At 28.2% G+C, this 20,708-nt stretch carries 18 protein-coding genes; 12 read left to right on the forward strand and 6 right to left on the reverse strand.

Annotated elements, in window-relative coordinates:
* Window positions 1-12: 12 nt before the first annotated feature.
* From Q1A15_RS15220 to Q1A15_RS15235, 4 genes are all read right to left on the reverse strand, one after another.
* The gene (locus Q1A15_RS15220) at window positions 13-897 is read right to left on the reverse strand and encodes a helix-hairpin-helix domain-containing protein (RefSeq protein ID WP_299625799.1); all 885 of its coding nucleotides are present in this window, start codon (window positions 895-897) and stop codon (window positions 13-15) included.
* A gap of 16 nt (window positions 898-913) precedes the next feature.
* Window positions 914-2,509, reverse strand: coding sequence for an alanine/glycine:cation symporter family protein (locus Q1A15_RS15225; protein WP_299626221.1), 1,596 nt, complete (start codon window positions 2,507-2,509; stop codon window positions 914-916).
* A 162-nt stretch (window positions 2,510-2,671) separates the two neighbouring features.
* The gene (locus Q1A15_RS15230; protein ID WP_299625802.1) at window positions 2,672-3,676 is read right to left on the reverse strand and encodes a potassium channel protein; all 1,005 of its coding nucleotides are present in this window, start codon (window positions 3,674-3,676) and stop codon (window positions 2,672-2,674) included.
* A complete protein-coding gene (locus Q1A15_RS15235) occupies window positions 3,673-3,894 on the reverse strand; it encodes a PspC domain-containing protein (protein ID WP_299625805.1) in 222 nt (73 codons plus the stop codon). The genes Q1A15_RS15230 and Q1A15_RS15235 overlap by 4 nt, the downstream gene beginning before the upstream one ends.
* Window positions 3,895-4,000: 106 nt before the next feature.
* On the opposite strand from Q1A15_RS15235, the gene uvrA reads away from it, so the two are divergent.
* The 6 genes from uvrA to Q1A15_RS15265 all read left to right on the forward strand — a co-directional run bounded on the left by uvrA (window position 4,001) and on the right by Q1A15_RS15265 (window position 8,407).
* Window positions 4,001-6,823, forward strand: a complete 2,823-nt coding sequence (gene uvrA, locus Q1A15_RS15240) for an excinuclease ABC subunit UvrA (RefSeq protein WP_299625808.1) — start codon at window positions 4,001-4,003, stop codon at window positions 6,821-6,823.
* A gap of 256 nt (window positions 6,824-7,079) precedes the next feature.
* Window positions 7,080-7,331, forward strand: a complete 252-nt coding sequence (locus Q1A15_RS15245) for a hypothetical protein (protein ID WP_299625811.1) — start codon at window positions 7,080-7,082, stop codon at window positions 7,329-7,331.
* A gap of 175 nt (window positions 7,332-7,506) precedes the next feature.
* Complete coding sequence (locus tag Q1A15_RS15250; protein WP_299625814.1) at window positions 7,507-7,680, forward strand: hypothetical protein; 174 nt, start codon at window positions 7,507-7,509, stop codon at window positions 7,678-7,680.
* A gap of 77 nt (window positions 7,681-7,757) precedes the next feature.
* Complete coding sequence (locus Q1A15_RS15255) at window positions 7,758-7,919, forward strand: hypothetical protein (protein ID WP_299625817.1); 162 nt, start codon at window positions 7,758-7,760, stop codon at window positions 7,917-7,919.
* A 20-nt stretch (window positions 7,920-7,939) separates the two neighbouring features.
* Window positions 7,940-8,107, forward strand: coding sequence for a hypothetical protein (locus Q1A15_RS15260; RefSeq protein WP_299625820.1), 168 nt, complete (start codon window positions 7,940-7,942; stop codon window positions 8,105-8,107).
* A 102-nt stretch (window positions 8,108-8,209) separates the two neighbouring features.
* Window positions 8,210-8,407: a hypothetical protein gene (locus tag Q1A15_RS15265; protein WP_299625823.1), complete on the forward strand. Its 198-nt coding sequence runs from the start codon at window positions 8,210-8,212 to the stop codon at window positions 8,405-8,407.
* A 53-nt stretch (window positions 8,408-8,460) separates the two neighbouring features.
* Here Q1A15_RS15265 and Q1A15_RS15270 read toward each other — a convergent pair whose 3' ends face one another.
* Complete coding sequence (locus Q1A15_RS15270) at window positions 8,461-9,243, reverse strand: tetratricopeptide repeat protein (protein ID WP_299625826.1); 783 nt, start codon at window positions 9,241-9,243, stop codon at window positions 8,461-8,463.
* The gene (locus tag Q1A15_RS15275; protein ID WP_299625829.1) at window positions 9,240-9,800 is read right to left on the reverse strand and encodes a sigma-70 family RNA polymerase sigma factor; all 561 of its coding nucleotides are present in this window, start codon (window positions 9,798-9,800) and stop codon (window positions 9,240-9,242) included. Before Q1A15_RS15275 ends, Q1A15_RS15270 begins: the two co-directional genes overlap by 4 nt.
* A gap of 105 nt (window positions 9,801-9,905) precedes the next feature.
* Between Q1A15_RS15275 and Q1A15_RS15280 the strand changes: the two genes are divergently transcribed.
* From Q1A15_RS15280 to Q1A15_RS15305, 6 genes are all read left to right on the forward strand, one after another.
* The gene (locus Q1A15_RS15280) at window positions 9,906-10,325 is read left to right on the forward strand and encodes a hypothetical protein (protein WP_299625832.1); all 420 of its coding nucleotides are present in this window, start codon (window positions 9,906-9,908) and stop codon (window positions 10,323-10,325) included.
* Window positions 10,326-10,752: 427 nt separating this feature from the next.
* Complete coding sequence (locus tag Q1A15_RS15285; RefSeq protein ID WP_299625835.1) at window positions 10,753-13,020, forward strand: CHAT domain-containing protein; 2,268 nt, start codon at window positions 10,753-10,755, stop codon at window positions 13,018-13,020.
* A gap of 75 nt (window positions 13,021-13,095) precedes the next feature.
* A complete protein-coding gene (locus tag Q1A15_RS15290) occupies window positions 13,096-13,530 on the forward strand; it encodes a hypothetical protein (RefSeq protein WP_299625838.1) in 435 nt (144 codons plus the stop codon).
* Between the two features lie 57 nt (window positions 13,531-13,587).
* A complete protein-coding gene (locus Q1A15_RS15295) occupies window positions 13,588-16,275 on the forward strand; it encodes a CHAT domain-containing protein (protein ID WP_299625841.1) in 2,688 nt (895 codons plus the stop codon).
* Between the two features lie 723 nt (window positions 16,276-16,998).
* Window positions 16,999-17,706, forward strand: coding sequence for a TIGR00730 family Rossman fold protein (locus Q1A15_RS15300; RefSeq protein WP_299625844.1), 708 nt, complete (start codon window positions 16,999-17,001; stop codon window positions 17,704-17,706).
* Window positions 17,707-17,805: 99 nt separating this feature from the next.
* Window positions 17,806-20,622: an aminopeptidase gene (locus tag Q1A15_RS15305; protein ID WP_299625847.1), complete on the forward strand. Its 2,817-nt coding sequence runs from the start codon at window positions 17,806-17,808 to the stop codon at window positions 20,620-20,622.
* The last annotated feature ends 86 nt before the right edge of the window (window positions 20,623-20,708 follow it).

Below are 20,708 nucleotides of genomic sequence, written 5' to 3' on the forward strand. Positions count from 1 at the left end.
TTGTTGTTTGTTTTATTCTGCCATCAAATATAAGACTATTCTCTGGTATTTTTTTTGAGGGAAATCTTTAATATTTCTTAATTCTTCTATATTTTGAAGTTCAGCAACCTCATCTCTGTAATCAAAAATTTTCTTACATAGCTCATAATCAATATAAGGCAAATTTAATATTTCCTTGAAAAAAGCTGTATTTACATTGATTTTTTGAATCTTAGGTTTGTCTTTGATTTCGAAATTCTGAAGAATTTCTCTAGCTAAACCTTTGTCTAAGCCCCAAACTTCATAAAGTTGATCTTTGAAAGTAAATCCTTTTAATTTAGAACGGTACTTAATAATTCTCTCCGCAATTACTTCTCCAACACCGTTTACGGTAGTAAAATCTTTTAAATTAGCTTTATTAATATCGTTTGTAGAAGCAACAACTATTGAAATCTTTTCTGATTTTTGTAATTGAGACTTATTTTCTTTTTTGGGTACTTTCTTTTTTACCCAATCTGGAAATTTAAAATAAGGAGAAATGACATTTAGCAAACTATCGGAAACTTTCGTTACCTCTTGAAACTCTTCAGCAGAATTCACATATTTATTCTGTTCTCTAAATTTATGCAGCCTATCTATTTCTTCTAGAGACATTCCCAATCGTTCTCCTTTGTAGTCTGATATAAAATTAGGATTGAATGGAAATACTTTATTTTGCTTCTTTATCTTTTCTTCTTTTAAACTATCAATTTCCGATTGTAGCGTAACTACTTCATCAGAATTAACATCAATGACATTATCTGGAGTCACATCAATAAAAAAGTAAGCAAGTTGAAATATTACTATGAGCAGCAATAAAACAAAAATCCCATTTCGTTGGCTTTTTGTATACCAGAAATGGGATTTAAAATTTTTCATATGATAATTTTATTCACTATCCTTTGATAGCGTCTAAATATCTTTTTAATTGTTTTTTAACTACAGGCATTAAGAAGTATAATCCTACCATATTTGGGAATACCATAGCAAAAATCATTGCATCTGAGAAAGCCCAAATAGATCCCATACTTGCAGCTGCACCGATTACCACAAAAGTTAAGAATAAAACCTTGTATGTTAAATCAGCTTTCTTACCTCTACCGAATAAGAATTTCCAAGATTGTAATCCGTAGTAAGACCAAGAAATCATAGTCGATACTGCAAATAATACTACTGCTATTGTTAAGAACACGTTAGAATAAGGAATATATTGAGCAAATGCTTTAGATGTAATTCCAGCTCCTTCATAAGCTACACCGTCAATTAATACAGCTCCTGTTCCGTCTCCTCCATATTCAAAAACTCCACCTGTATTGAAAATAATAATAACTAAAGCAGTCATTGTACAAATTACAACTGTATCAATAAATGGCTCTAATAATGCTACTAATCCTTCTGATGCTGAATATTTAGTTTTAACAGCAGAGTGAGCAATTGATGCAGAACCAGCACCAGCTTCATTCGAGAATGCTGCTCTTTTAAAACCTTGTAGTAATACTCCAATAAAACCACCAACAGCTATTGACTTAGGGCTAAATGCTTCACTGAAAATTAATCCGAAAGCATCATCTACTAAAGAGAGATTACTAAAAATAATATATAAACATGCAAGAATATAAACTACAGCCATAAGAGGAACTACTTTCTCTGTTACAGTGGCAATACGCTTAATACCACCGATAATAATGATACCAACTACTAAAGCTAAAACTAAACCAATAATTGCTCCTGCACTAGTACTTTGTAATCCTAATAAATCTTTAATTACTACTGTTGCTTGATTCGATTGTGCAGCATTACCTCCACCAAAAGAACCTCCAATACAGAAGATAGCAAATAACACTGCAGAAATTTTACCTAACATTTCAAAACCTCTCTCCTTTAAACCTTTTGAAAGGTAATACATTGGTCCACCATAAACAGTACCTTCCTCATCTACATCTCTATATTGTACACCTAAAGTACATTCAACAAACTTTGTTGACATTCCTAACAAACCACAAACGATCATCCAAAATGTAGCACCTGGACCTCCTAATGCGATTGCTAATGCAACTCCTGCAATATTACCATTTCCTACAGTACCAGACACTGCAGTTGCTAAAGCTTGGAAGTGAGTTACCTCTCCTTCTTTACTTTCATCTCTAATAGTTTCAATTGAATCACCACCTGGAGTTGAATCACCATAAGCAGTTTCAACTACCGCTTTGTCTAAATCGTCGTATTTTCCTCTTACTACATTTATAGAAGTTAGAAAGTGACGAATATTTGGAAAACCGAAATAAATTGTAAAAAATGCAGCACTAAAAACTAATAGTACTAATACGAATGGAATATTTGGATCTTTCCAAACAGGAAAGAAAATTACTTCACTAAAAAAATTAGAAATTGGTTGAAATGCCTCATCAATTTTTTGATCTAAACCTTTCTCCTGGGCGAAAGTTAGCATCGGCAATAACCCCAATAGTAATGCCGTTAGTTTTTTATTCATCATGTGTAAATAATAGTTTTGTTGAATTAGTAGCTCGCAATATCTTAAAAAACTGAACTTTTAACAAGTTTTTCTCGTTAAAACTAATTTTTATTGCTTTTTAATTCAAATCGTTCTGAAAATTTTATGAAGTAAAATGAAATATTAGAAATGCTCTATTTATTAGAATAATTCTCTCAATTTAGTAATTTGTTCTGGTCTTCCTAATACAATTAGATTTCCGTTTCTTTCTAGTTTCAATGAAGCATCTGGATTTATAATATACTCCTTATCAGGTGTTTTATATCCTATTACTGTACATCCTGTTTTCTTTCTTAAATCTAAATCTAAGATTGTTTTATTAATATATTCTTTAGGTAAATCATTAATTGCTATTTCCTCTAAATTAGCTGTAGTATCACCTTCTATAGTTAATCGGTCTACAAATTCAATAACATCAGGAGTTACAACCAAAGAAGCCATATGTGCACCACCTAATTTATCTGGCATAATAACATTGTTAGCTCCTGCAATTTTTAATTTACTATAAGTACTTTCCTTTGATGCTCTACTAATAATCTTACATGATTTATTTAATTGACTTGCCGTTAGAACCACAAATAAATTATCAGCGTCTGAAGGTAAAGCTGTAATTAAATATTTTGCTTTTCCAATTCCTGCTTTAATTAATGTTTCATCTGAAGTTGCATCACCTTCTACGTTAAGTACTCTTTTTTCGTCTAACTGTTTTATAAGCTCCTTGTCTTTCTCTATAACAACTACTTTCCTTTTATAACTTTTTAATTTTGCTAAAGCTTGTTTTCCATTTCTACCAAAACCACAAACAATAGTATGTCCTTGTAATTGTTCAATTTGTTTTTGCACTCTCTTATTTTTTAGATGACGAAAAAAATCTCCACTAATTAAATATTCTGAAAACGACGAAACAGCATATCCAAAAGTGAATAGACTTGATAATATTAAAAATGTTGTAAATATTTTTTCTTCTGTAGAAAAAGGATGGATTTCTCCAAAACCAACCGTAGTAACAGTAATTACTGTCATGTAAAAAGCATCTACTATTGAATAATCAAACAATAATAAATACCCTAAAATACCAACAGAAAAGATTATTCCTGTAAAAAAAAGTGCTTCATGCAATCTTGATTTTAAAACTAATCGAATCATAGGTCAAACACAGAAGTTCTTTTGGTATAAATTTTATCTTTCAATTTTAAGACAAATGCTAATATTAAATACAAACCGAATGATAAACCTACGGTTACAAAAGAAAAGTAAATAAAGAATAATCGAACGTTTACCACACGCATTCCTAATCGATCTCCTAATCTTGAAGAAACATCAAAACCATATCTTTCAAAAAATTGTCTAAGCGACACTACCATAACCCTCAAATTTATATGCAAGATACAGTTAAATTTATTTGTTATCAAGATCAATTTAATAATCAGATTGTATTCAGTAAATTTGTGTTTTGTCAAATTGATTACATTGAAAGAACAAGAATTCATTGAAGTATACGGAGCAAGAGCTCATAACTTAAAGAATATTGATATTAAAATCCCTCGTGAAAAACTAGTTGTAATTACTGGTTTAAGTGGTAGTGGTAAGTCTTCTTTAGCTTTTGACACTATTTATGCTGAAGGTCAACGAAGATATATTGAAACTTTTTCTGCTTATGCGAGACAATTTTTAGGTGGATTAGAACGGCCTGATGTTGATAAAATTGACGGATTATCTCCTGTAATTTCGATAGAACAAAAAACTACGAATAAAAGTCCGCGTTCTACTGTTGGAACAATTACAGAAATTTACGATTTCTTACGTCTTTTATTCTCTAGAGCTTCTGATGCATATTCGTATAATACAGGAGAAAAAATGATTAGTTACTCTGATGATCAAATCAAAGAATTAATCTTAAAAGATTTTGACAACAAACGAATTGCAGTTTTAGCACCCTTAATCAAATCCAGAAAAGGTCATTATCGTGAATTATTTGAACAAATTTCTAAACAAGGTTTTGTTCGTGTTCGTGTAGATGGTGAAATTAGAGAGATTGAAAAAGGCATGAAATTAGATCGATATAAAACTCATGATATTGAAGTCGTTATCGATCGTCTTGTGGTAAACAAAGATGCAGAAAAGCGTTTAGAAGAAACTATAAAAACAGCTTTATATACTGGAAACAATATCTTAATGGTTATTGATGTAGATGATGTACAACCAAGATATTTCAGTAGAGAATTAATGTGTCCAACATCTGGAATTGCGTATCCTAATCCAGAACCTAATACATTTTCTTTTAATTCACCAAAAGGTGCTTGTGAAAAGTGTAACGGACTTGGTATCACCAATGAAGTTAATCTTAAGAAGGTTATTCCTGACGATACTGTTTCTATAAAAAATGGTGGAATTATTCCGTTAGGAGAGCAAAAAAATAGTTGGATTTTCAAGCAACTTCAAAATATTGCAGAACGTTACAAGTTCAAACTAACCGATCCTATCAATAAAATTCCAAAAGAAGCTTTAGATGTTATTTTAAATGGAGGAAAAGAAACTTTTAAAATTCAATCTAAAACAGCAGGAGTTACTCGTAGTTACGAAATAGATTTTGAAGGGATTATTTCATTCATCACAAATCAATATAAAAACTCAGATAGTTCTTCTATTAAAAGATGGGCTAAAGGTTTTATGGATGAAGTAAAGTGTACAAAATGCGAAGGAAAAAGATTAAAGAAAGAAGCATTACACTTTAAAATTGCTGATAAAAACATTAGTGATTTAGCTCAAATGGATGTTAACGAACTAGCAAATTGGTTTGCTAATATTGAAAAGAAATTGAGCGAAAAGCAAATTACAATTGCTTCAGAAATATTAAAAGAAATTAGAACCAGAATTCAATTCTTACTTGATGTTGGATTAGATTATCTAACTCTAGATAGAACTTCGAAATCTTTATCTGGTGGTGAAGCACAGCGTATTCGTTTGGCCACTCAAATTGGTTCTCAATTGGTTGGTGTGTTGTATATTTTAGATGAACCAAGTATTGGTTTACATCAACGAGACAATCAAAAATTAATTGACTCTTTAATTAAATTGAGAGATGTTGGTAATTCTGTTTTAGTCGTTGAACACGATGAAGACATGATTAAACATGCAGATTATGTTTTAGATATTGGTCCGGGAGCTGGTAGACATGGTGGTGAAATTGTAAGTAAAGGATCTTTTGAAGATTTAACAAAACAAACAACATTAACTGCCGATTATATTGCGAAAAGGAAAGCTATTGAAGTTCCAAAGCAACGAAGAAAAGGAAACGGGAAATCTATTAAGCTAACTGGAGCTTCTGGAAATAACTTAAAAAATGTTTCTGTTGAATTTCCTTTAGGAAAAATGATTTGTGTTACAGGAGTTTCTGGTAGTGGAAAATCTACATTAATTAATGAAACCCTTTACCCTATTTTAAACGCTCATATTTATCGTGGTGTAAAAAAACCAATGCCATACAAAAACATAAAAGGTTTAGAGCATATTGATAAAGTTATAGATATAGATCAATCTCCTATTGGTAGAACGCCACGTTCTAATCCGGCAACTTATACTGGTGTTTTTGGAGAAATCCGTAGTTTATTTGCTAAAACTCCTGAAGCTTCTATTCGAGGATACAAACCTGGCCGTTTCAGTTTTAATGTAAAAGGAGGGCGATGTGAAACTTGTCAAGGTGGAGGATTGCGTGTTATTGAAATGAATTTCTTACCAGATGTTCATGTTGAATGTGAAACTTGTCAAGGAAAACGTTTCAACAGAGAAACACTAGAAATTCGTTATAAAGGAAAATCTATTTCAGATGTTTTAGAAATGACAATTAATGAAGCTGTAGATTTCTTTGAACATATTCCTAAAATCTATAGAAAGTTAAAAACTATTCAAGATGTTGGTTTAGGTTATATAACACTCGGACAACAATCTACTACATTATCTGGAGGAGAAGCTCAGCGTATTAAGTTAGCTTCTGAACTTTCTAAAAGAGATACTGGAAACACCTTTTATATCTTAGATGAACCAACTACGGGTTTACACTTTGAAGACATTCGTGTATTAATGGAAGTTTTAAATAAACTAGTAGGAAAAGGTAATACCGTTTTAATTATTGAACATAATTTAGATGTAATAAAATTAGCCGACCATATTATAGATGTTGGTATGGAAGGTGGAAAAGGTGGAGGACAAATTCTTGTTACTGGAACTCCTGAAAAAGTTGCAAAACATAAAGAAAGTTACACCGCTAAATTTTTAAAGAAAGAACTAAATTAGAATTCTTTCTTCATTAAAAAAAACATAAAAACCATTGATGATATTTAATCATTAGTGGTTTTTTATTTTTATATTTATCCGGTATGAAAGAGTAAAAAAAATTGCATCCTCTATTTCATTTTTTATCTCAAATAACAACAAATTGAATCCTGTAATCTATATAGATTATGGTATAAAATATTTTTCGCGAAGAATAGACACAAACCTTGAGTGTCTTTAAATGTTCAAGGATTGAATCATTTTTAATTTAAAATTTATGAAAAAATCAATCTTAAACTTAGGAAAAGCTTTAAATAAAGCTGAACAAAAAAACATTAGTGGGGGTATGTTTAACCCATTTTGTTCTTGTTCTAGAAATTACCAATTAGGAGACGAGTATAACAATAATGGAAGTGTTATACAAGAATGTACATTTGCTCCAGATCAAAGCGGACCAGGCGAACCTTTCTTTGGTGCTTTATGTTTAGGTGTAGTACACAATAACAATATTTGTTGTCCATTTTTTTAATCTAAAATTTTAAAGGAACATAAACTGTACTGATAAAAGTACTGGTTATCTTATTTATAAATTTCATTGAACTAATATTACTATGATATGTATATATCACTTGTTCTATTATGTTCATGAATGGATAATGCTACATATTTTCCAAAAAAATTAACCTAATTGAATATCAAAAATTATGAAAAAATCAATCTTAAATCTAGGAAAAATATTAAACAAGGAAAGTCAACAACAAATAACAGGTGGATACAATTTAGGTAGATGTATCGATAGTTGTTATGAAAGACATACAGGAGAAGAAGCTATTGAATGTGAAATGACTTGTTATATCGCACACGGAAGTACTTTTTAAATCAACAAAAACAAGACATGAACCTTGGTGTCTATAAAATATTCAAGGATTTAACCCAAATTTAAAATCAAGAAAAGATGAAAAAATCAATCTTAAACTTAGGAAAAGCTTTAAACAAAATTGAGCAAAAAAACGTTAATGGTGGAACACAATATTATTGTCCTGGAGGTTACAATCCACCTGGTGTTGTATTACCTAGATGTCCTGCGTTTTGTATTCAAGGAAACTGCTTATTTTAAACAATTATAACTTATAAAATATGGAAAAATCAATTTTAAAATTAGGAATTGCTTTAAACAAAGCAAAACAAAAATCAATTCAAGGAAAAGGTCCTGTTTATAGTTTAAGAGCATGTGAATGTGGTTTTTTTGGCGTTGTAAAATTCCAACCTTGTGATTGGCATAATCGTCATATTAACTGTGGCTAACTTTTAAATAAACCTTAGTCATATTAATAAAACAGAACCGGAATTTATTATTTCTGGTTCTGTTGATACAATCAATAAAATTAATCTCAAATTATTATCAACATGAAAAAAACAATTTTAAACCTAGGAAAAGCTTTAGCTAAAAATGATCAAAAAACAATTTCAGGAGGAAGTAGTAATTGTGGAGGATATTACTGTTATGCTCCATCATCTGCTAATTGCGGAACTTGTGAAGAATTCTTAGCATTATCTTTAGAATGTCAATTACGTGTTATTTCTCATGCAGCTTGCTACCAATAGAAATAATAATTAATAAAAGAAGCGCCAAAATGAATTCATTTTGGCGCTTTATGTTATATATTTTTTAAAATCTCTTCTGCTTCTTTAAATTTAAAGAGTTTCTCTTTTACTATTTTACTAAATACTTTTTTAGCAGATTTTTTATTGTCAGACTTTAAATACAAAAGTCCTTTATACCAATATCCTTTTTCCGCATCTATTAAATCACTTTTAATCAACTGATCTAATGTTTGCTCTGCCTCTGTAAACTTTCCTAATTCAATTTCAGTAATTGCTTTATAGATAAATAGGTTACTATTTTCTTTACCTTTTGCTTCTGAAGTAAAAATTGTTAATGCCTTTTCATAATCCTTGGCTTTAAATAATTTTTCAGCTTCTACTAACTTATTGTCTGAAGTTTCACTTCTAGTAACAAAAGAAGGAAGATTCTCTATTTGAATATTATCAGCGTATAATGTTTGAGAATCTATATCTGCTTTCAGAAAAACATTAAGCGTAAGAATCAAAGCAACTGCGGCAGCAAAACCAGAAACTAAAGCTATAACTTTACTATTACTTACTCTTTTTTCTTTTGATGCTTTTTGTATAGCTTGTTTGATTTTATCTACTTCAGGACTCTTATATAAATCTTCATATTCCTTCAGTTCTTCTACATCAATATTTTCAGCAAAGCTCCAACTTTCATCATTTAATGATTCAAACAACTGCTTTTCCAGAAGATAATTCGATTTAAATTCACTATCATCTTCTATTCTTTTTAAGAAACTACTTTTTTCATCTTCTGAAAGCTCATCTCTTAAAAAACGTTCTATTAATATGTCGTCTTCTAAATTCATAATTCTTGTAACGAGAGATATCTTTTATCTCCTCTAATTAGGTCGGTTAATTTCTTTTTGCACTTAAACACTCGTTGTCTCACAACCGTTTCAGAATTATATTCTGTACTTTCAACAATCTCTGCATACGGTACTTTTGCAAAGAAAAGTGATAGTATCTTCTTACAGTTATCTGAAACTAGATTTAATTTTTCTAGAAACAATTCGTGTCTTTTTTGTTCAACTAAAGCATTTGCATTTTCTTTAGCGTCACTTACTAGTTCAATAACCTCCTGATTTGTTACCCGATTTTTTTTACTATTTAACTCTCTACGCCATAAATTTTTACAAACAGTAAATAAATATGCATCAAAATTACTATTGATTTGTATACCTTCTTTCTTATGACGAACTGCGATTTGCAATAACGCTTTTTGAAAAACATCTTCAGCATCTTCTACTCCTCCTTTATTTTGAAGTATGAATCTTTTTACTTGAGTAAAGTTTGTACTATAAATTTTTGAGATGATTCTTGAATTTCCTTCAACTAGCGCATTTAAATATAAACTACTATCCATTTTTTCAATCTGATACACAAAAATAAAATTTTATACTTTTGCGCGGGTAACATTTTAAAGTTTTATAAACAAGGGGACAACGAATATATATAAAAACAAAATATTATGAAATTATTACAATTAGTAAATCGTACAATTTTAGCTTTAGTCTTGTTAGTGTGTTTTAGTTTTGTTGATAAAGACACTAAAGAAATCAATTCTAAAACTACATCTACAGTTGAGTGTATTAGAATCTGTTATAAACCTGGTATAACAGATAATGAGAAAGCAAATATTAGAGAATGTATTGCTAAATCTAATCATTTTACTTTTATAAGAAAAAAACACGTACAAGGTTTGCTAGGTGATTGTGAAATCTGGGAATTCCAAAGATATACTCCAATATTTCACAAAGATCATAGAGTCATCTCTGACAAAAGGGACAAAGAGGTAATATGTGATCATAGCGACTTAAGATCAGCTTATATTTTTGATAACTGCCCAGAAGAAACAGATGAAGATGAACCGTCAATATCTAATTTTTAATATTAAATTTTTAATAATTATTTTGACTGTTAGTTTTAAAACTAACAGTCAAAATAATTTAAATCTAACAGATTATTTTAAAACCAAAAGTTTTAATGAAACTAAAGCTGATAGTGTTTTGGAAACTCTGAAGAAAGATTCTTTAACCTATACTAATTTTGCTTTTCAATGTTCTAGATATTTTTACAAGAAAAAGAATAATTTTAAATTAGCAATAAAATATGCAAAATTAGAATTGTTTTTTTTAGAAAAAACAAATTCTAAAATTAATAAGCACTACCATAGCTCAATATATCGACTAGGACTTTATCAACTATATAACAACGATATAGAAAGTGCAATAAAAAATTTCAAAAAATCAAGTTTATTAAAAAAATCCCCTTTAAGAACAGGGCAATCGCTATGTCAATTAGGCTATTGTTATCAAATGAAAGGAGATTTTTTGAATTCTTTTTCGCATTATAAAAAAGGAATAGATTTACTTCATAAAAATGAAGAAATATATAGTGCTACTGTACATTCTTTAAACCTTACACAAACCATACTTAAATTAAAAGATAAAAATTTTGTGTTAAAAGCTATAGATCTTGTAGAAAAATCAGCTAATTTGATTTCTAAAACTGATGAAAAAAACAGTTTAATTGAAAGAATGATTAAATTAAGTCTTGCTAGCTTATATTCAGAAAAAGGAATTGACAATTTTGAGAAAGTTAGTTTTCTTTATAAACAAGCAATAGCTTTATCAATTAAAGCCAACGATAATCATACTGCAGCATTGGCATACATGAACATAGGAGAACATTATCTTGAAAAACAAAAAGATAGTGCTTTATTCTTTCTAACAAAAAGCTCAGATTACACTTCTAAATTTTCCAATCAAGAAGTAGATTATATTAAAGCCGGAACTTTTCTAAATAAAGCTAAATATTTTGAATTTAAAAAAGATCTTAACTCTAGTTTAGAAAATATTGACAGATCTATAAACACTTATTTTTCAAAAAAAAATAATGAAATAGAATATATTAATTTCTCAAAAAATTATTACAAAAAAAACACACTTGAAGCTTTAAGATTTAAAGTTTTTTTACTGACTAAAAATTATAATAAAATTAAAAATATTTCTCTTTTAAAAGAGGTAATAAGAATAATTGAAATTGCAGATAAACTTGTAGAAATAATACTAGAAGATAGTACAGAATCTAGCACACAATTTTCTTGGAGAAATGATGTATCTAAAATATACAATTATGGTATTTATGCAGCTAGAACTTTAGGTAATGATGATTTACAATTTCAGTATTTAGAAAAAAATAAAGCTTTTTTGTTAACACAAAGTATTAATGATAATAACTATTCTTTAAACCTGCCTAACCACATTGTTAACAAAGAAATAGAGTATAAAAAACAAATTTTAGAGCTAGAGAATAAAGCTTCTATAAACAAACAATTAAAAGATTCTTTGTTTGATATAAAATTTAATTATCAAAACTTTAAAGATTCTATACAATTAGCGTATCCTAAACATTTTGAAAGTAAACAAAAAGTACAATTAACTTCTTTAGATAAAGTACAAAAAACTATAAATGATAATACAATTATTATTTCCTATGCTTTACAAGATGAAGAAATTATTGATAATATTTCTTCTGGTTTACTAATCTCAAAAAACCAAACAATTCCTTTTGCTATTTCAAATATTGATACGTTACAAAAAAAATTAAATCTATACCGTCAACTTGTTGCTAAACCTTTAAATACAAAGGAAGAAATTAATCAGTTTAGTAAAGTATCTCATTATTTGTATCAAAATTTATTTCCAACAAAAGAAATTCAAGAACTTATAAAAGGAAAACAACTTACTATTATACCCGACAATCAATTACAAAATATTCCTTTTGAAGCTTTTATTACTGATACATCTTCTAATTCTTATTTAATTGAAAGTAATAATATTAGTTATGCGTACTCAATGTCTTTTTCTGATATAAACAACAATATAGAAAGAACTCAAACAAAAGAATTTGCTGGTTTTGCCCCGATTAACTTTGAGAATCAAAAATTAACTTCTCTCGAGTACTCTGAAAAAGAAATAAATACTATTAGCAATAATCTTAACGGATTAAGTTTAACTGGAAACAGTGTTACTAAAGACAGTTTCTTTAAAAATGCTTCAAATGCTAAAATTATTCACCTAGCAACACATGCTGATATTTCTAAAAAACCTGTCATACATTTTAGCAAAGATTCTTTGAATTTACATGAATTATATACTTATAAAAATAATGCTGATTTAGTTGTATTAAGTGCTTGTGAAACCAATCTTGGTGAACTTAAAAAAGGGGAAGGTATTTTAAACTTAGCTCGTGGTTTCTTTTACTCTGGATCTAAATCTGTAGTTTCTTCTTTATGGAAAGTAAACGATGTTGCCACAACTTCATTAATGTCAGATTTTTACGCTAATTTAAAAAATCATCAATCTAAATCAGAAGCCATAAATAATGCGAAACGTAATTATTTAAAGACACATACACTTTCAGAAAAATCACCATATTATTGGGCGTCTTTTATATTAATCGGTGACACTACTCCTACTTTTGAAAGTGATTATACAATCTATTGGATTATTGGTAGTTTATTATTTGGTGTTTTACTCTTTTTTTTAGGAGTTAAAACTCTAAAAAAGAAAGAAAAATAATTTTTATAATTTCGCGAGGGTAACATTTTAAAGTTTTATAAACAAAGGGGAAACAATATATAAAAACAAAATATTATGAAATTATTACAATTAGTAAATCGCACAATTTTAGCTTTAGTTGTATTGTTGTGTTTTAGTTTTACATCTGAGTCAAACCTTTTTAATGAATCAGAGAAAAGTAAAAATATAAATTCAAATTATCGTTACATAAGAATTACTAAAATAAATGGTGAAACACCTTATGATTTTGACCCTCGTTGCTTTGAGAATATTTTTCTATTTATTAGAAAAATAGATGAAGGTGCTTTTGTAAAAGGTGATCAAATATGGGAAGTTATAATTAAACAAGAACAAAATACTTATCGCGCTTTGGGACTTGGGGATGATCTAGAAGACGATCCTAATAAACCAGATCCAACTATTTGCTCAGAATTCAGATATCAATTCATTCCTCCACCTAATGTTTCAAAAGATATTATTTTCGGTAATAATCATATAAGTCAAGAATAATTTAAAAAACATTAATTTATATAGCTTCATGTAAATTAATGTTTTATTTTTCATTTTATGTTCTATAGAAAAATACTTTTTGCAAGCTTATTAACTTGTATTAACATTTATTCTCAGTATTCATCTGTTAATGATATTTTTATTCTAGAAGAAAAACTAGCTGTGAATCATAAAACTATTGATAGCATTACATCTAAACTAAAAAACATCAATAAAAAAACTTTGTTTTTAAATAGTATTTCAAGTTTTTTCTTCAAAAAAAAGCAATATGATTTAGCTCTTAAATACGCAAAAAAAGAATTAGAATTTTATCCAAACAATGAGCTAAACGATTCCGATTACCATAATGCTTTATATATTACTGCTTTTTACAGTAAAAAAAATGGTGACCTTAATAATGCTTTGATTCTTTTTAAAAAAGCATCCAGATTAAACTTTTTCCCCAAAAAAAAAGCTCAAGCTTTATGTGAAATTGGATATTTATATAGATTATACGGAGAAAATAAAAAATCTTTAGACTACTACATTAAAGGTGTAGAACTATTAAAAAAACATGGAACATTAGGAAACGTAATAACTAACTCTGTTAACTTATCATTAAGTTCTTATAATTTAAACGATAATAAAGACATAGAAACTGGAGTATATTATTTAGAAAATGCTAAAACTCTTTTAAAACAAAATCCTCAATTATATACTAATAGGAGACAAAATGCTATTTATACTTGTCTTGCTAACTTATATGCCAAATTAAACAATTCATCCAAAGCATCTTTTTTTTATAAAAAGATAATATCCCTAGCTATAAAAAAAAATAATTATTATCAATTAGCTTTGAATTACATGAATTACGGGGAACTTTTACTTCTTTCTAATAAAAAAGAGTATATACATTATATTAATAAAAGTTTAGAAATAACAAAAAACTACGATATAAAAAACAAAAAATTAATTAATGCAGAAAATTATAGAATATTAAGTAAAAGCTCACTGAATTCAAATAATCTTTTACAGGCATATCATTATATAAACAAATCAATACAACTAAGTTTAAATTTAACTAACGAAAATCTGACACCAAACAAATCTCAATTAATCAAAACTATCGATCGACTAAATCTATTAACAGCTCTAAGTACAAAAATAAAAATACTTAAACAACTCTATTTAAAAAAGAAGAATTCTAAATTTTTAAATCAAATAATAGAAACAGTAAACATTAGTGATCAACTTGTTGAAATAATACTAGAGGATAGTACAGAATCTAGCACACAATTTTCTTGGAGAAACGACGTATCCCAAATATACAATTATGGAGTTTATGCAGCTAGAGTTTTAGGTGATAAAGATTTACAATTTCAATATTTAGAAAAAAATAAAGCTTTCTTATTAACACAAAGTATTAATGACAATAATTATTCTTTAAACTTGCCTAACCACATTGTTGAAAGAGAACTTCAGTATAAAAAGCAAATTTTAGAGCTAGAGAATAAAGCTTCTAAAAACAAACAATTAAAAGATTCTTTGTTTGATATAAAATTTAATTATCAAAACTTTAAAGATTCTATACAATTAGCGTATCCTAAACATTTTGAAAGTAAACAAAAAGTACAATTAACTTCTTTAGATAAAGTACAAAAAACTATAAATGATAATACAATTATTATTTCCTATGCTTTACAAGATGAAGAAATTATTGATAATATTTCTTCTGGTTTACTAATTTCAAAAAACAAAACAATTCCTTTTGCTATTTCAAATATTGATACATTGCAAAAGAATTTAAATTTATACCGTCAACTTATTGCTAAACCTTTAAATACTAAGGAAGAAATTATTCAGTTTAATAAAGTATCTTATTATTTATATCAAAATTTATTTCCAACAAAAGAAATTCAAGAACTTATAAAAGGAAAACAACTTACTATTATACCCGACAATCAATTACAAAATATTCCTTTTGAAGCTTTTATTACTGATACATCTTCTAATTCATACCTGATTGAAGACAATGATATTAGCTACGCATATTCAATGTCTTTTTCGAATATCAACAACAATATCGAAAGAACTCAAACAAAAGAATTTGCTGGTTTTGCTCCGATTAATTTTGAAAATCAAAAATTAACTTCTCTTGAGTATTCTGAAAAAGAAATCAATACTATTAGTGACAATTTAAATGGATTAAGTTTAACAGGGAATAGTGTTACTAAAGACAGCTTCTTTAAAAATGCAGCTAATGCTAAGATTATTCATTTGGCGACACATGCAGATGTTTCTAAAAAACCTGTAGTACATTTCAGCAAAGATTCTTTAAACTTACATGAGTTATATACTTATAAAAATAATGCTGATTTAGTTGTATTAAGTGCTTGTGAAACCAATCTTGGTGAACTTAAAAAAGGGGAAGGTATTCTAAACCTAGCACGTGGTTTCTTCTACTCTGGATCTAAATCTGTAGTTTCTTCATTATGGAAAGTAAATGATGTTGCCACAACTTCATTAATGACCGATTTTTACTCTAATTTAAAAGATCATCAATCTAAATCGGAAGCATTAAATAATGCGAAACGTAACTATTTAAAAACACATACACTTTCAGAAAAATCTCCATACTATTGGGCTTCTTTTATCTTAATTGGAGACACTGCTCCTACTTTTAAAAGTGATTATACTTTATACTATATCATAGGCTTTTTCGTACTTTCTCTTCTTTTTTTATTTTTTTTCAAAAAAAGAGGGTAACAATTTCATACCAAATGAACATAAGGGTGTAAATAACAAATTTCAAGAGTTATTTCTCATTACATATAGTTTATATGTTTGTTTGGTTTAATCAAAAAATTGCTAGAAAAAGAAACAAATTGTTATGAAACATCAAACGGGGAAATTGTGAAGGGAAAAAGTTTATGAAAAGGAAAACGTAAAAAAGTTAGTGATGAAAAAGAAATCTTTTTTACAAAACAAAAGGAGAAACCAATGTTTCTCCTTTGTTTGTTTATAATACTTCGTAATTTGAAAAATCATCATATTATCAGATACAACTTATACTAATTAAAGATATTTTACTTCTGAAGATGATTGTACTTAACTATTTCATAGGATTTATAGGCTTTATTTACTTTTTTCATTTTTTTTCAGAAAAAGAGGGTAACAATTTCCTTCCAAATGAACATAAGGGTGTAAATAACAAATTTCAAGAGTTATTTCTCATTACATATAGTTTATATGTTTGTTTGGTTTAATCAAAAAATTGCTAGAAAAAGAAACAAATTGTTATGAAACGTCAAACGGGGAAATTGTGAAAGGAAAAGTTTATGAAAAAGAAAACGTAAAAAAGTTAGTGATGAAAAAGAAATCTTTTTTACAAAACAAAAGGGGAAACATTAGTTTCTCCTTTGTTTGTTTTTAACACTTCGTAATCTAAAAAAAAGCACTAAATTAGCAAGTCCTTTAAAAATTGATAAAATGACAAACGACGATAGAAAAATCCGTGAAAAGCTACAGCAAAAAACATGGAATGAGGTAAAAACAAATGATTCTTGGGCTATTTTTAAAATCATGTCTGAGTTCGTTGATGGATATGAGAGATTAAGTAAAATTGGACCATGTGTTTCTATTTTTGGTTCTGCAAGAACTAAACCTGATCATAAATATTATAAACTAGCTGAAGAAGTTGGTTATCAACTTACACAAAACGGATTTGGTGTAATTACAGGTGGTGGACCAGGTATCATGGAAGCTGGTAATAAAGGAGCAAATAGAGGAAAAGGTACTTCTGTTGGTTTAAATATCGAATTACCTTTCGAACAACACGATAATCCTTGGATTGATCCAGGAAAGAGTTTAGATTTCGATTACTTTTTTGTTCGTAAAGTAATGTTTGTGAAATATTCTCAAGGTTTTGTGGTAATGCCTGGTGGATTTGGAACTATGGATGAGCTTTTTGAAGCGATTACATTAATTCAAACACATAAAATTGGTCGTTTCCCAATTGTTTTAGTTGGTAAAAAATTCTGGAGCGGATTATTAGATTGGATTAAGAATACTTTATTAGAAGAAGGAAATATTAGCGAAGGTGATTTAAAATTATTTAGAGTGGTTGATACTGCTGAAGAAGCTGTTGAGCATTTCAATAAGTTCTATGCGAAGTATCAATTAAAACCAAACTTCTAATACGCTTACTGTTAAAAAAACAGAACATACTTAAGTTTAAAAAATAAACTTTATCTTCAACTCGTTGTTTTTACAACGAGTTTTTTATTTGAATGTAAGTTGATTAAGAAGATACTATATACTACCCTCCTATCATTATCTTTCTTTGCTGTAAGTCAGGAAAATTCACATGAGATTTCTGCAAGCTTAGACATGGATAAAAACCTACTCCATGTTGAGCAAAAAATCATGTATCATAATACATCAAAGAATTCTCTAACTAGCATTTTTCTTCATAACTGGAGTAATAGTTTCAAAAACAATAATACTCCTTTAGGAAAAAGATTAATTAAAGACTATAAGAAAGATTTTTATTTCGCAGATGATAAAGATCGTGGTTATTCTAAAATACATACTCTAACTAGTAACAATCAAGAATTAGATTTTCAAGAAGTGAGAAATCAAAACGATATTATTGAAATTCAACTGAATTCTTCTTTACAACCGAAAGACAGCATAGCAATATCTGCAAATTACACTATTAAAATTCCAAAAGCACAATTTACAGGTTACGGTAAAACTGGCGATGGTTATCATTTACGTTTTTGGTATTTAACTCCTGCGATTTATCAGAATGGCTGGCAATTAATGAGTAATTTAAATATGGATGATTTGTATGAAAATGTTGCAGATTTTTCAATAAACTTAGATATTCCAAAAGATTATTATTTAGAAAGTAATCTGTATCAATACGAAACAGAAAAAGCTAATTCGAAAAACTATTACTTGATAGGAAAACGAAAAAAAGACATTATTTTAAGTATTAGTAGACGAAATAAATTCCGTGTTTTCAAGACTATATCTTCTCAAATCAAGACTGATATTTTTGATAAACGGATCGACTTAACTCTAGCTAATAAAATTGTAAATCGCCAAATATCTTTTATTGAAGATTTTATAGGAACTCACCCACACGTAGAAATTCTAGTAGATGGAAATACTGTAAACAAAAATTCTTTGAAAGATATTTATGGTATTCCTAATTGGTTACGACCTTATCCTGAAAATTTCAAATGGGAAATCAGATTTTTTAAAGCTTTAACTAACAAATATATTAACGATGTTCTTTTGCTAAATGACCGAAAAGATTATTGGTTGTGTGATGGAATTGAAACATTCCTAATGATGGAATACATTAATAAATATTATCCTGATGTAACTGTATTTGGTCGTTTTTCTAAAATATGGGGATTCAAAAGTTACAACTTAGCGAAATTAAAACAGAACGATCGATATTCATTTTTCTATCAATTTAGCGCAAGACGATTTTTCGATCAGCCTTTAACAACGAGAGCAGATTCATTGTCTAATTTCAACAGAAAAGTGGTGAGTCAGTATAAAGCAGGTTTAGGATTCAAATATTTAAAAGATTTTATTGGTAACGATATTCTTAAAAAGTCATTTAAACAATTCTACAAAAACAACGCATTAGAACTTACTAGTTCAGAAACATTCAGAAAGATATTAGAAAGTAATACAGATAAAAAACTAGATTGGTTTTTTGGCGACTATGTAAATACAAGTAAAAAAATTGATTATAAACTTAAAAGAGTTCAGCAGTTAAAAGCTGAAGATTCGCTACTCGTAACAATTAAGAACAAACGTAATATTACGGCACCAGTTTCTCTGTATGGAATTAAAAATGATTCTATACGCTTTAAAACTTGGGTTACCGATGTAGATAGTGTAAAAACTGTAAAGATTAAAGCTGGTGACTATGATAAATTGGCTTTAAACTATGAACAAATTTATCCGGAGTATAATTTCTTGAACAATTATAAAAAACCGAATAATGCGTTCATTAGTAAACCTATTCAATTTCGATTTTTAAAAGATATTGAAGATCCAAATTACAATCAAGTATTCTTTAATCCAAATGTAAAATTTAATTTATACGACGGAATGATTCTCGGTGTAAATTTTAACAACAGAGCAATTATTCGCCATAACTTCGATTTTAGTATTACACCAAACTATGCATTCAGAAGTGAAAATTTAACCGGATCTTTTTCTTTAGGATACGATCATTTTTTGGAAGAATCTAAAATTTATAAAATTAGATATGGAATTAGCGGTAGTAATTTCCATTATGCACCAGAGTTGAGCTACAACACCTTCTCTCCTTTTGTAAACATTCAATTTCGAAGGAATTCTCTCCGTGATGTTGGAACTAAATTTTTACTTTCTAGAATTGTATACGTAGACCGTGAAATAAATCCAACCGATACTGAAGTAGAAAGTGATAAATATCAAATTTTAAACTTTAGATATATTTATAGCAAACCTGATGTTATTAAGCGTTTTCAATATGCTATTAACGGAGAATTTGCAGATAATTTCACAAAATTCTCTACAGATATTCGCTATTTAAAATTCTTTACAGAAAAACAAAGTTTTAATCTACGCTTCTTTGGTGGTGTTTTCTTGTATAATAATTCTGAAGGTGATTTTTTTAGTTTTGGTCTGAACCGTAGTTCTGATTATTTATTTGAACAAAATCTATTCGGAAGATCAGAACGATCAGGATTATTCAGTCAACAATTTGTAGTTTCTGATGGAGGTTTTAAATCCTTTTTTAAAACTCCTGTTTTTGCAAATCAAATGTTACTATCTGCCAATACAAGTGTAAGTGTATGGAGATGGGCAGAAATATATAATGATTTAGCAATGTTAAAGAGTAAGAATCAGAATGCCAAATTCTTCTATGAAAATGGAATTCGATTAAACTTTGTCCCTAATATCTTAGAATTTTACTTTCCAATTTATACCAATGAAGGTTTTGAAGTGAATCAAAGAGCATATCCACAAAAAATCCGTTTTGTGATCACAACGAGTTTAGATCGTATTTATAATTTTTTACGTCGTGGTTTATTATAGATAATTCAACAAAACACCTCTTTTTTTTCTTTTTTTACGATTTATTCAAAAAAAAAGCCAATTTTTAAATTTCATTTAAAAAAACT

It is taken from the genome of uncultured Tenacibaculum sp. (genome assembly GCF_947495995.1).
Classification (GTDB): domain Bacteria; phylum Bacteroidota; class Bacteroidia; order Flavobacteriales; family Flavobacteriaceae; genus Polaribacter.